This is a genomic window from uncultured Flavonifractor sp. (assembly GCF_944385615.1).
Lineage (GTDB): Bacteria > Bacillota > Clostridia > Oscillospirales > Oscillospiraceae > Flavonifractor.
Genome location: NZ_CALWXV010000054.1, coordinates 1 through 13,437 on the forward strand (window position 1 = coordinate 1; position 13,437 = coordinate 13,437).

The following is a 13,437-nucleotide window of genomic DNA, read 5'->3' on the forward strand; positions in this document are numbered from 1 at the left end:
CTTGTACTTCTTTGGCCTCTATACGCCAGAAACCCGGCTTATACTTGATGCATAAACCGGGTTTCTCGACAGGCTGGGCCCCGCCGCGTATGCGGCGGGGCCTTTGGCTGTCTGAAAAGATCTTCTTTTTATTCTTTCTCCGGCAAACGGCCGTACAGCTCCATCTGACGGTGGAGCCGGGCGGCCAGGGCAGGTCTGTCAAACCCTTCCTCTGCCCGCCAGCGCCAGTTAACCCCCGCCGTGGAGGGGGTGTTCATTCTGGCCTCGCTGTCCAGGCCCAGCACATCCTGCATCTGCACCACCGCCCGATCGGCCACACTGGCCCAAATGGTACGCATCATGGCCCAGTGCTCGTTTCCATCCTCCGCCAGCGGCAGATACTCCCGGGCATAGGCGATATCCGCCGGGTCGGCGTTTTTCAGCCAGCCCTGCACCGTGTCGTTGTCGTGGGTACCCACATAGGCCACACAGTTGCGGGGATAGCAGTAGGGCAGATAGGCCGCCCCCTCCCCGTCCCGGCTGTCAAAGGCAAACTGGAGTACCTTCATGCCGGGAAAACCGCTGTCCTCCCGGAGCTGATGGACCGATGGGGTGAGAAAGCCCAAGTCCTCGGCAATGATATCCTTCTTGCCCAGGGCGGCCTCTATGGCCCGGAAGAGCTTCATCCCTGGTCCCTGCCGCCAGCGGCCGTTCTGAGCGGTGCGCTCTCCATAAGGGATGGCATAGTAGGCGTCAAAGCCCCGGAAGTGGTCGATCCGCAGCACGTCATAGATCTCAAACTGGTAAGCGATGCGACGCACCCACCAGGCAAAGCCGTCCCGCTCCATGGATTCCCAGTTGAACAGGGGGTTGCCCCACAGCTGCCCATCGGCAGAGAAGCCGTCCGGGGGACAGCCCGCCACCTCCGTGGGGCGACGGCGCTCATCCAGCTGGAACTGCTCGGGGTGGGCCCACACGTCCACACTGTCGGCGGACACATAGATGGGCACGTCTCCGATGATACGCACCCCGCGCCCGTTGGCATAGGCTTTCAAGGCTTTCCACTGGCGGAAAAAGAGGTACTGCACCCCCCGCCAGAATGCGATGTCCGCCGCCAGCGCCCGGCGGGCCCGGTCCAGGGCAACCACCTCCCGATCCTGGACAGCCTGTTCCCAGTCGGTCCAGGGCTCGCCGCCGGTAGCCTCCTTCATGGCCATAAAGAGGGCGTAATCCTCCAGCCAGAAGGCATTTTTTTCACAGAAGGCCCGGTAGTCCGCCGTGGGAGCGGCCAGCAAAGCCTTACAGGCCTTCCGCAGCACCGGGTAGCGGTTTTGATAGAGCTTTCCATAGTCCACCATCTGAGGATCGCTCCCCCAGTCCAGCCCCTCATAGTCCGCCCGGTCCAGCAGCCCGTCGGCGGCCAGATCGTCCAGATCAATAAGATAGGGATTGCCCGCAAAGGTGGAGAAACTCTGATAGGGAGAGTCCCCGAAGCTGGTGGGACAGATGGGCAAAATCTGCCAGAGCGACTGACCGGCCGCCTGGAGGAAATCCACAAACCGCCGGGCGCAGGCCCCCATGGTGCCCACGCCGTAGGGCGCGGGCAGGGAGGTAATGTGCATCAGAATACCGCCGGTCCGCATAGTCTCACGTCCTTTCCTTCACGCTCTCCCCTGCTAAGTAGGTATAAGGGAGCAGCTCATGGACGGGCCCCTCCCCGTCCCGAATCTGATGGACCAACAGATCCACACTCCGCTCCGCCAGCCGCTGGGCGTCCTGGCGGACGGTGGTCAACCGGGGCACGGCAAACTGCCCCAGCTCAATGCCGTCGAAGCCCACCACCGAGATGTCCTCCGGCACCCGCAGCCCCCGGTCGTGGAGGGCCCGGAGGGCCCCCAGGGCCTGGACGTCGGACATGGCAAACACGGCGGTCATATCGGGCAGCCTGTCCAGCAGCCGCTCCATGGCGGCATACCCCCCCGGCAGGGTGAACCGGGCGGTCTCATACTGCCGCTCCTCGTCCAGACGCATGCCCCGGGCGGCAAAGGCCTGACGCACGCCCTCCAGACGAAACTGGGCGGCGTTGGACTGCTCGGTACGTCCACCCAGAATACCGATGCTTCGGTGCCCCAGGTCCATCAAATTCTCCACCGCCTGTCGGGCGGCTGCGGTATCATCGGTGCTGACGCTGGACAGATTGGACAGCGCCAGCCCGGCGGCCGAGTTGGTCACCAGGACACAGGGGATCTTGATTTGTGCAAAGTCGGTTTGAAAAAGACTTAAATTACTGCCCAGAAAGAGGATACCCATAGGGCGCCGCTCCCGGCACACCTGAAGGGCCTGCTGGACCTCGTTGTCGTCCTCGTCGATGTAATACACCAGACAGGAGTATCCGCCGTCCTTGACCCGGGCCTGGATGCGTTCCACCAGATCGGCAAAAAGCATATTTTGGGTACCCTTGACAATGAGGGCCACCCCGCTGCTGGCCTGCCGCTTCAGGTGCCGGGCGTTGTTGTTGGGCCGAAACTGGTGGGCCTCCACCACAGCCAGTACCTTCTCTCTGGCCTCCTCCGATACGTCGGGGTGGCCATTGAGCACCCTGGACACGGTGCCCACCGCATAACCGGAAAGCTTGGCGATGTCTTTGATGGTCAAAGAAACTCACCTCTCTTGGACTGCCGCCGGGATGGGATTATCCCTTGACCGCGCCGGCGGCCACACCCTTGATGATGTACTTCTGGCAGGAGAGGTAGAATACCACCACCGGGATCACCGCCATGATGAGGGCGGCCATGATAGCGCCCATATCCACCCGGCCATAGGAACCCTTCATATACTGAATGACGATGGAAATGGTCTTGTACTTCTTGATATCCAACGTCAGATAGGGCAGCAGGAAGTCGTTCCAGATCCACATGGTCTCCAGGATGCCCACGGAGATATAGGTGGGCTTCATGATGGGCAGCACCACGGAGAAGAAGGTGCGGATGGGAGAGCAGCCGTCGATCATGGCGGCCTCTTCGATTTCAATGGGGATGGCCTTGACGAAGCCACAGAACATAAAGACCGCCAGTCCCGCGCCAAAGCCCAGGTAGATGATGATAAGGCCCCAGGGAGTGCCCAGTCCCAGCCGGTCGGTGACCAGGGAGAGGGTAAACATGACCATCTGGAAGGGAACCACCATGGAGAACACACACAGGATATAGATGGCCTTGGTGAACCGGTTGCGCACCCGGGTAATGAACCAGGCGCACATGGAGGTGCAGATCAAAATTACCAGCACCGAGCCCACGGTGATGAACACCGTCCAGCCCACCGCCTTGAGGAAGCCGTACTGGTCGATGGCGGTGGTATAGTTCTCCAGGCCGGTAAAGGTGGTTTCATCCGGCAGCTGGAAGGGCTCCAGATTGATATAGGCCTTCTTTTTAAAGGAATTGAAGAGCACCACCACGATGGGCAGTATGTAGAAGATGCTGATGAGCGTGAACAGGCCGGTGCCCACCCGGCTCATATGCTGTTTCCGTTTCATTACTGCTGCACCTCCTTGGAGCGGGTAGCCCGCAGCTGGATCAGGCCGATGGCCACCACCAGCACGAAGAAAATGACCGCCTTGGCCTGGCCCACGCCTTCCCAGCCGGTACGGCCATAGAAGGTATTGAAGATGTTCAGGGCCAGCATTTCAGACATTTTGGAAGGTTCGCCGGCGGTGAGGGACAGGTTCTGGTCAAAGAGCTTGAAGCCGTTGACCACCGACAGGAAGGTGCAGATGGTGATGGAGGGCATCATCATGGGAATAGTGACCTTGAAGAGCCGCTGCATTTTGCTGGCTCCGTCAATGGCGGCGGCCTCCATCACGTCGCCGGGGATGGACTGAAGACCGGCGATGTAGATAATCATCATATAACCGATCTGCTGCCAGGCCACCAGGATCACCAGTCCGGCAAAGCCATACCACTCGTTGAGGTTGAGGGCGGTGGAGTAAACAGACAGGATGCCGTTGAAGATGAGCTGCCAGATGTAGCCCAGCACAATACCGCCGATCAGGTTGGGCATGAAAAACACGGTGCGGAAGATGTTGGTGCCCCGCATTTTCTGGGTCAGGGCCAGGGCAATGACAAAGGCGATGACGTTGATGACCACCAGGGAGACCACAGCAAACAGGGCGGTATACCAGAAAGCGTGGCGGAACACCGTGTCCTGAAGGGCCTTGACATAGTTGCTCAGCCCCACAAAGGTGGCGTCAGTGACGGTGGTAAACTCACAGAAGGACAGCCAGATACCCATAATAAAGGGCACGATAAACCCGATGGTAAAGGCCGCCAGGGTCGGGAGCAGGAAAATGGGAAAATATCGTTTGATTGCTTTTTCCAAAAGGATCGCTCCTCTCTTTTCAAACTGAACACACAAGCAGCGGGCGGGCAGAACGCCCGCCCGCTGCGGTCAGCTGTTGGACTAATCGATTGTTTAGCCGTTGACAGCGGCGGCCTCGGTGGCCCAGCCGTCCACAAAGGCGGTCACCACGGCGTCCCAGTTGGCGTCGCTCTGGTCGGCGGCGTAGGTGGTCAGCGCGGAACCCACGCCGTTCTTCCACTCCTCAGAGGGCATGGTGGAGAAGTTCCAGGATACGGACTCATAGCCGTCGGCCACATACTGGTTGGCGATGTTCACCAGGGGGTTGGTGGACTCCAGGTTGCCCTTGAAGGGGATCACGAAGCCCATACCGGCCTGGCCGGAGGGCATGGCGCCATCGCCGCCGCACATGGCCTTGGTACCCACCTCAGAGGTGACGCACCAGTACATGAAGTCCAGAGTGGCCTGGATGTCAGCCTCGGAGGCCTTGGCATTGACGCACCAGTAGTTCTCGGTGCCGGTGCACAGGCCCTGGTTCTCCTCGCCTTCCACACCGATGTAGATGGGCAGCATACCCAGGTTCTCATCGCCCAGGTCGGCCACGTCGTTGTAGGCCCAGGTGCCGTTCTGATAGAACACGGCCTGACCGGTCAGGAACTCGGCCACAGCGTCGTCGCCGGTCTTGGTGGAGAGCAGGGTGGGCTCACAGGTGGCGTTGTTGATGTACAGGTCCCAGATCTGGCGGTAGTTGTCCAGATAGGTGCCCTTGATGGCGTCGGTGGTGTCGATGCCGTCGGCCTTGTACTCATAGTAGATGGGCAGGTTGGCCAGGTGGGTCTTGAAGCGCCAGTCGGAGGAGCCGTCCATACCGGCGGAGGTGAAGGCGGAGAAGCCCAGCTCGTCCTTGCGGGCGGTGATATCCTCGGCCACCTTCTTCAGATCGTCAAAGCTCTTGATGTCGTCGGCGGAGTAGCCGGCCTGCTCCAGCAGAGCCTTGTTGTAGATGATACCGTAGGTCTCAATGACGTAGCCGATGCCCGCCATCTTGTCCCCGTCCATCAGGGCGAACTCGTCGCTGGACAGCTCCCCGGCCACGGCGGAGCCGGTCAGGTCATAGCAGTAGTCCTTCCAGGCGGCCAGACCCACGGGGCCGTTGACCTGGAAGAGGGTGGGGGCGTCGGTCTTGGCCATCTCGGACTTCAGGGTGGTCTCATAGTTGCCGGAGGCGGCGGTGAGGACGGTAACCTCCACGCCGGTCTCCTCGGTGTACAGCTCGGCCAGCTCCTGCCACTGGGCGTCCTGCTCCGGCTTGAAGTTCAGGTAGTAGACCTTACCGCCGGAAGCGTCGCCGCTGCCGGAGGGAGCGCCGCTGCCAGAGGGGGTGGCGGTGTCGCCGCCGCAGCCGGCCAGCAGGCCCGCGGTCATGGCGCCGGTCAGAGCAAGTGCAAAGAGACGTTTCTTCATTCTTGGTTCCTCCTATCTCAGTCGGTCCGTGTCTTGGCTGGAAACGTTTCATGGAAACGTTTCCAGCTCCCCGTGTCTAAATCTTACTCCATCCCGCTTCCAATTTCAAGCATCTTTTTGTCAAATTAGCCAATTTCGGCTTTGCGCTTAATTTATATGCCTCCGTTTTGTACAATATGCTCAAATATAAAACTTAACAGTCTGGTTTCTCCAGCAGCTCCAGCAGCAATTCCCGCCGGTTGTCCTCCGGGTGGGCCAGCACATGACGGGCCAGCCTGCGCTGGGCCTGGCCGATCTCCTGGCCCCGCAGGCCCAGCTCTGCCAGCTCCCCGCCGGACAGGGCCAGCCGGTGCAAAACCGCCTCCTCCGGGTGGCGCACCCCCCGGCGCAGGGCCCGCTCCACCGGCAGACATTCGATGGGAAAGCCGGTGGCCTCACAAAAGCCCCGCCACCGGGGGATGGGCTGGGGCGGCAGGTCTCTCAGCTCCGTCAAATCGGGGCAGGTACACACCGGCCAAAGATGGGCCAGCAGTCTCCAGCGGAGCAGGTCCCCCGCTCGCTGGGGGGCGGGGGACAACAGAATTTTTTCCAGCTCCGCCTTGATCCGCTCCCCCGACACCTGAGCAGCTCCCTCCGCGTTCCGCAGGATGGCGGCCTCTGTATCTGGTACGATGGCAAAACCCAGCTGGGCCGCAAACCGCACCGCCCGCAGCATCCGCAGGGCGTCCTCAGAAAAGCGCCGGTCCGGGTCCCCTACACACCGGATACGTCCCGCCGCCAGATCGGCCTGTCCGCCAAATGGGTCAATGACCTCCCCCTCAGGCCCCAGAGCCATGGCGTTGACGGTAAAGTCCCGGCGTGCCAGATCCTCGGTGAGGCCCACGTCAAAGCGCACCCCGTCCGGGTGCCGTCCGTCGGCATAGCCCCCCTCCCGGCGGAAGGTGGTCACCTCCACCGGCCCGTCCCCGGTCAGCACGGTTATGGTCCCATGCCGCAGGCCGGTGGGGATACACCGGTCAAAGAGGGCCATCACCTGCTCCGGCCGGGCGGCGGTACACAGGTCGTAATCCCCCGGCGTCCTGCCCAGCAGCAGGTCCCGGACGCATCCCCCAACCGGATGGGCCGCATAGCCCGCCTGCCGCAGGGTCTCCAAACAGCGGGCCACCCCCGCCGGAATGGGCCATTTTTCCAACTGCTCCGCCTCCCCGGTATGGTTTTTCTCCAACTTGTCCATCATACTTGATGGGATAGATCCTCTTTTTTGACACTCTGCCCTTGCTATTTGCCCGTAATGCTTTATAATGATGCTGTCAACATTATAATCTGAAGAAAAGGGTGTGTAAACCCATGACAAACGACAACATTCACGACTACCTGACCCCCGGCCACAGGGCCCATCTGGTGGGCATCGGCGGCGTGTCCATGTCCCCTCTGGCTGAAGTGCTCCGCAAAACCGGAGTGGAGATCTCCGGCTCGGATATGAACGACAGCGCCACGGTGGAGCGCCTTCGCTCTCTGGGGATTTCTGTGGCTATCGGCCACCGGGCGGAAAACGTCCGGGGCGCTGATCTTATCATCCGCACTGCCGCCGTCCACGACGACAACCCGGAAATCGCGGAAGCCCACGCCCTGGGCATCCCCGTCTTTGAGCGGGCCCAGGCCTGGGGTTCCATCATGCGGGGCTACAAAAACGCCCTGTGCATTTCAGGCACCCACGGCAAGACCACCACCACCTCCATGTGTACCCACATCATCATGGCGGCCCAGATGGACCCCACTGTCATGATCGGCGGCACCCTGCCCCTGCTGGGCTCGGGTTACCGGGTGGGCCATGGGGACACCATCATTTTGGAGAGCTGTGAGTACTGCAATTCCTTCCTCTCCTTCTTCCCCACCGTGGCGGTCATCCTCAACATTGAGGCCGATCACCTGGACTTCTTCAAGGACCTGGACGACGTGGAGCACTCCTTCCGGGCCTTTGCCGACCTGGTGCCGGAAAACGGCCTCATCGTGGCCAACCGGGACGACGCCAACACCATGCACACCCTGGAGGGGGAGACGCGGCCTGTCCTTACCTTCGGTCTGGAGGAGGGCGACGTCCACGCCGCCAACCTGACCTGGAACCACGGCCTGCCTACCTTTGATATTATCTACCGGGGCGAGGTCTTTACCCGGGTGGACCTCCACGTACCCGGTGAGCACAACGTGAAAAACGCTCTGGCCGCCGCTGCCGCCGCCATTGCTCTGGCCGTCTCTCCCAAGGCAGTGAGCGAAGGCCTCAACGCCTTCCGGGGGGCCGGCCGCCGCTTTGAGCACAAGGGCACCTTCCACGGCGCCGAGGTCTATGACGATTACGCCCACCATCCCGGAGAGCTCCAGGCCCTGCTTACCGCCGCCCAGGCCCTGGGCTATGAGCGCATCCTGTGCGCCTTCCAGCCCCACACCTATACCCGCACCAAGGCCCTGTTTGACGATTTTGTCAAGGTGCTCCGCCAGCCTGACATCACTCTGCTGGCTGAGATCTACGCCGCTCGGGAGACCAATGAGCTGGGTATCTCCTCCCGGGACCTGGCCGACCAGATCCCCGGCAGCATCTACTGCCCCACTCTGGCCGACGTAACCGCCAAGCTGAAGGAGCTGGCCCGTCCCGGTGACCTGATCCTCACTGTGGGGGCCGGTGATATCTATACCGCTGGCGAGGCTCTGTTGCAGGAAGTATAGGTCTTTTGTGCGCTAATGTAAAAGAAGAGATTATACCACAAATTTCCGCTGTTGACAAGGCCATCAAAGAGACGTACAATACCCTTAGTAATCCTGTCCCTTTTGTTCTCTTTTCACAAATATGAATAAGGAGTGGAATCGACATGGAAGAGAAAAAGTACACCTCGATGATCCGCCTGCGGATGTCCGCCAAGGACGCTCACTACGGCGGAAACCTGGTGGATGGCGCCCACATGGTACATCTGTTTGGCGACGTGGCCACTGAGCTGCTGATCCAGTGCGACGGCGACGAGGGCCTGTTCTGCGCCTACAACAACATTGAGTTCAAGGCGCCTGTCTATGCCGGCGATTTCATCGAGGCGTATGGTGAGATCACGCACATCGGCAACACCTCCCGCAAGATGAAGTTTGAAGCCCGCAAGGTGGCCGTTCCCCGCCCCGACATCAGCGATTCCGCCGCCGATTTCCTGGAGGAGCCCATTGTGGTAGCCATTGCCGAGGGCACCTGCGTCACCCCCAAGAAGTGCCAGCGCAAGGAGCACTAATTTTCACCAACAAAAAATCTGCCGCGAAGAAAAGCTCTTCGCGGCAGATTTTTTATGCGTTGGGCGCGGCGCCCTTCCGCTCCGCCAGAATCCGGGGGAAGAAGCGCAGGAACAGGATGGTGGTCACCGTGGCGGCCACGGCGTCCGCGATGGGCTCGGACAGGAAGGTGGCCTCCGCCGACACCAGGGCGGGCAGCAGCAGCAGACAGGCCAAAAAGACCGTCTTGCGGAACAGGGAACAGAACAGGGCTAACCGTACATGGCCCAGGGCGGTGGTCTCGTCCACCAGAGGATACTGGATGGCCAGTGGGAGAATCATGGCGGTAAAGACCTTGATATACCCCACAGACCGGTCGATCAGCTCCGGGTTCTGGGTGAACAGCCGGACGAACACCGGGGACAGCGTATGGGTAAACACCATCATCAGCCCGCAGAAAGTGAGGCACAGCCCCACGATAGCCTTCATGGCGGTTTTGATCCGCTGGGTATTGCCCGCACCGTAGTTGAAGCTGATGACCGGCTGGGTGCCCAGGGTCAGCCCGCCCATGGGCATGGTAATGAGGAGCAGATAGCTCTGGACAATGGTGGCGCAGGTCACCAGGGTATCTCCCAGCTCCGGCCCGCCGAAGCGCTGGAGCACCGTGTTGAGCACGATGAGCAGCACGCTGTCGGTGGCGATGATGAGGAAGGGCGACAGGCCGAAGGTGATGATACGCACCATGATCTTCCGGTCCAGACCTCCCCACCGCAGGGGTACCGGCCTCTTTTTTTGCAGCAGAGAAAACAGTACAAAGGCACAGGAAGCCATCTGGGAGAACACCGTGGCATAGGCCGCGCCTGCCACGCCCAGATCCAGGATGAAAATAAAAACCGGGTCCAGCGCGATATTCAGCACCGCTCCCAGCATCACGGTCGCCATACCCAGGCCGGAATAGCCCTGCGCAATGAGGAAGCTGTTCATACCGGTGGCCATCAGGGCAAAAAAGGTGCCGGCGGTATAAATGGTCAGATAAGTATTGGCATAGTCAAAGGTGGCCGGGCTTGCGCCAAACCACTGGAGCAGCTGCCCCTTCAGCAGCAGAAACAATCCGGTCAGCCCCACCGACAGCACCAGCAGCATGAAAAAGCTGTTGGACAGTACCCGGCTGGCCTCCTTCTTGTTGCCCTCCCCCATGCGCATGGCAAGAATGGGGGACCCACCCAGTCCAACCAGTGAGGCAAAGGAGCTGAGCAGGGTGACGATAGGGCCGCACACCCCCACCCCTGCCAGAGCCAGATCCCCGATTTCCGGGATATTGCCGATGTAAATGCGGTCTACAATACTATATAGTACGCTGACCAGTTGGGCCAGCATAGTGGGGATAGCCAGCTTGCACACCAGCCGGAACACCGGGCCTCGCCCCAGATCGTTGGTCCGCTTCATGACGTCCCTCCTTTTGTCAGTCCCCGGCATTATACCTCTTTTTTCCCCGTCCGTAAAGGGGCAGGCACTCATTCCCTCCACCGCCCGAAGGTTTTAGCACTCTCCATTATAGAGTGCTAAAAATTCACACTCCGTTCATGATTTTTTATGTGCAGGGGTCTATACTGAGGACAAATAAAAAGTTGCCCCTTGAAAGGAGTGTTTTTCATGAATGCACAAAAATATACCCAGAAATCTTTGGAGGCCGTCCAGACCGCTCAGAGTCTGGCGACCGAATATGGAAACCAACAAATTGAGCAGCCCCATCTGCTGCTGGCCCTGCTGGCCGACGAGGCCGGTCTGATCCCCCAGCTGCTGGGCAATATGGGCCTCACCGTCCCCTCCTTCACCGCCGCCGCCAAGGCGGAGGTGGAAAAGCTGCCCCGTGTGTCCGGCTCCGGCCGGGAACAGGGCAAGATCTATGTGGCCCAGGATGTGGATAAGTGCCTCAATACCGCCGAGTCCATCGCTTCCTCCATGAAGGACGAGTATGTCTCTGTGGAGCACCTGCTGCTGGCGCTGATCGACACCGCCAACCGGGAGCTGAAAGAGCTTTTTCGCACCTATAATGTCACCAAAGAAGGGGTGCTCCAGGCCCTCACCGCCGTCCGGGGCAACCAGCGGGTCACCTCCGACAACCCGGAGGAGACCTACAACGCCCTGAAGAAGTACGGCTCCGACCTGGTGGAGCGGGCCCGGCAGAACAAGCTGGACCCGGTCATCGGCCGTGATGACGAGATCCGCAACGTGATCCGTATCCTGAGCCGCAAGAGCAAGAACAACCCCGTTCTCATCGGCGAACCCGGCGTGGGCAAAACCGCCATCGCCGAGGGCCTGGCCCAGCGGATCGTCAAGGGAGACGTGCCCGGCTCCCTGAAGGACAAGACCATCTTTGCACTGGACATGGGCTCCCTGATTGCAGGCGCCAAGTACCGGGGCGAGTTTGAGGAGCGACTGAAGGCCGTCCTTAACGAGGTCAAAAAGTCCGAGGGCCGTATCATCCTCTTTATCGACGAGCTGCACACCATCGTGGGCGCCGGCAAGACCGAAGGCGCCATGGACGCCGGTAACCTGTTAAAGCCCCTGCTGGCCCGTGGTGAGCTCCACTGTATCGGCGCCACCACTCTCAATGAGTACCGCCAGTATATTGAAAAGGACGCCGCTCTGGAGCGGCGGTTCCAGCCCGTCATGGTCAACGAGCCCACGGTGGAGGACACCATCGCCATCCTCCGCGGCCTGAAGGAACGCTACGAGGTCTACCATGGCGTGAAGATCCAGGACGGCGCTATCATTGCCGCCGCCACCCTGTCCAACCGCTATATCACCGACCGGTTCCTGCCCGACAAGGCCATCGACCTGATCGACGAGGCCTGCGCCATGATCCGCACCGAGATCGACTCTATGCCCACCGAGCTGGATATCATCCAGCGGAAGATCATCCAGCATGAGATCGAGGAGGCCGCCCTGAAGAAGGAGGACGACGCCCTTTCCAAAGAGCATCTGGCCGAGATTCAGAAGGAACTGGCCGAGATGCGGGACGAGTTCAACGCCAAGAAAGCCCAGTGGGAGAATGAAAAAAACGCCATCGGCAAGGTGCAGAAGCTGCGGGAGGACCTGGAGGCCGCCAATGCTGAATTGGAGAAGGCCCAGCGGGAGTACGACCTGAATAAGGCCGCTGAGCTGCAATATGGCAAGATCCCTGAGCTGCGCAAGCAGCTGGAGGCGGAGGAGGCCATCGCCAACGAGAGCAAGGCCCGCTCTCTGCTGCGGGACAAGGTCACCGAAGAGGAGATCGCCCGTATCATCGAGCGGTGGACCGGCATCCCGGTGGCCAAGCTGATGGAGGGCGAGCGGGAGAAGCTGCTGCACCTGGAGGACATTCTCCACAAGCGTGTAGTGGGCCAGGACGAGGCTGTCCGCCTTGTCAGCGAGGCCATCCTGCGCAGCCGGGCCGGCATCGCCGATCCCGACCGGCCCATCGGCTCCTTCCTGTTCCTGGGCCCCACCGGCGTGGGCAAGACCGAGCTGGCCAAGACTCTGGCCGAGGCTCTGTTTGACTCGGAGAAAAATATGGTGCGCATCGACATGAGCGAGTATATGGAGAAGTTTTCCGTATCCCGCCTCATCGGCGCCCCTCCGGGATATGTGGGCTATGAAGAGGGCGGCCAGCTCACCGAGGCCGTCCGCCGCCACCCCTACTCGGTGGTCCTCTTTGATGAGGTGGAAAAGGCCCATCCCGACGTGTTCAATATTTTACTGCAAGTATTGGATGATGGCCGTATTACTGACAGTCAAGGCCGTACCGTGGATTTCAAGAACACCATCATTATTCTGACCTCCAATTTGGGCTCCCAGTTCCTGCTGGACGGCATTGACCAGAACGGTGAGATCACCGAGGAGGCCAAGAATCAGGTCCAGGAGCTGCTGCGTCACTCCTTCCGGCCGGAGTTCCTCAACCGGCTGGACGAGATCGTGTTCTATAAGCCCCTGACCAAGGACAACATCACCCACATCATTGACCTGCTGGTGAACGAGCTCAATCATCGTCTGGAAGAGAAGCAGCTGAAGGTGGAGCTGACCGACGCCGCCAAGCGTTTCATCATCGACAGCGCCTATGACCCGGCCTTTGGTGCCCGGCCCCTGCGCCGCTTCGTGCAGCACGGGGTGGAGACCCTCATCAGCCGGAAGATCATCGCCGACCAGGTCCAGCCCGGGGACACCCTGACGGTGGACTGTGTGGACGGCGAGCTGACCGTGGAGGCCAAGAGCGTGCTCTCCGGCCAGGTGGTGGACCAGAACTGAGTAAAAAGAGCGGATGGGGAAAAATCCCCATCCGCTCTTCAGCCTGTCGAAAAAGTCCAGCGAAAGCTGGGCTTTTTCGTTTGCAAGAGGTAAAATAGCAATAGGTGGTGAGAA

10 protein-coding genes are annotated in these 13,437 nt (G+C 60.4%); 3 read left to right on the forward strand and 7 right to left on the reverse strand.

The window, feature by feature from the left end; all coding sequences use genetic code 11:
- Nucleotides 1-128 precede the first annotated feature (128 nt).
- The 6 genes from malQ to Q0J75_RS11405 form a co-directional block, all read right to left on the reverse strand.
- Complete coding sequence (gene malQ, locus Q0J75_RS11380) at nt 129-1,622, reverse strand: 4-alpha-glucanotransferase (RefSeq protein WP_297201315.1); 1,494 nt, start codon at nt 1,620-1,622, stop codon at nt 129-131.
- 4 nt (nt 1,623-1,626) lie between these two features.
- Nucleotides 1,627-2,634 (reverse strand): LacI family DNA-binding transcriptional regulator, encoded by a 1,008-nt coding sequence (locus Q0J75_RS11385; protein WP_297201318.1) that lies wholly within the window; start codon nt 2,632-2,634, stop codon nt 1,627-1,629.
- A 37-nt stretch (nt 2,635-2,671) separates the two neighbouring features.
- Entirely contained in the window at nt 2,672-3,508 is an 837-nt protein-coding gene (locus Q0J75_RS11390; RefSeq protein ID WP_297201321.1) for a carbohydrate ABC transporter permease, read from the reverse strand.
- Complete coding sequence (locus tag Q0J75_RS11395) at nt 3,508-4,350, reverse strand: carbohydrate ABC transporter permease (protein WP_297201324.1); 843 nt, start codon at nt 4,348-4,350, stop codon at nt 3,508-3,510. Before Q0J75_RS11395 ends, Q0J75_RS11390 begins: the two co-directional genes overlap by 1 nt.
- A 93-nt stretch (nt 4,351-4,443) precedes the next feature.
- The gene (locus tag Q0J75_RS11400; RefSeq protein ID WP_297201326.1) at nt 4,444-5,793 is read right to left on the reverse strand and encodes an ABC transporter substrate-binding protein; all 1,350 of its coding nucleotides are present in this window, start codon (nt 5,791-5,793) and stop codon (nt 4,444-4,446) included.
- A 193-nt stretch (nt 5,794-5,986) separates the two neighbouring features.
- Nucleotides 5,987-7,030 (reverse strand): CCA tRNA nucleotidyltransferase, encoded by a 1,044-nt coding sequence (locus Q0J75_RS11405; protein ID WP_297201328.1) that lies wholly within the window; start codon nt 7,028-7,030, stop codon nt 5,987-5,989.
- A gap of 110 nt (nt 7,031-7,140) precedes the next feature.
- Here Q0J75_RS11405 and murC point away from each other — a divergent pair, with 110 nt between their 5' ends.
- Entirely contained in the window at nt 7,141-8,514 is a 1,374-nt protein-coding gene (murC, locus tag Q0J75_RS11410) for a UDP-N-acetylmuramate--L-alanine ligase (RefSeq protein WP_297201331.1), read from the forward strand.
- Between the two features lie 143 nt (nt 8,515-8,657).
- The gene (locus Q0J75_RS11415; RefSeq protein WP_087265709.1) at nt 8,658-9,059 is read left to right on the forward strand and encodes a hotdog fold domain-containing protein; all 402 of its coding nucleotides are present in this window, start codon (nt 8,658-8,660) and stop codon (nt 9,057-9,059) included.
- Between the two features lie 52 nt (nt 9,060-9,111).
- Here the strand turns inward: Q0J75_RS11415 and Q0J75_RS11420 are convergent, their stop codons facing one another.
- Nucleotides 9,112-10,482 (reverse strand): MATE family efflux transporter, encoded by a 1,371-nt coding sequence (locus Q0J75_RS11420; RefSeq protein ID WP_297201336.1) that lies wholly within the window; start codon nt 10,480-10,482, stop codon nt 9,112-9,114.
- Nucleotides 10,483-10,689: 207 nt separating this feature from the next.
- Here Q0J75_RS11420 and clpB point away from each other — a divergent pair, with 207 nt between their 5' ends.
- On the forward strand, nt 10,690-13,323 hold the full coding sequence (gene clpB / locus Q0J75_RS11425; RefSeq protein ID WP_297201340.1) for an ATP-dependent chaperone ClpB: 2,634 nt from the start codon (nt 10,690-10,692) through the stop codon (nt 13,321-13,323).
- The last annotated feature ends 114 nt before the right edge of the window (nt 13,324-13,437 follow it).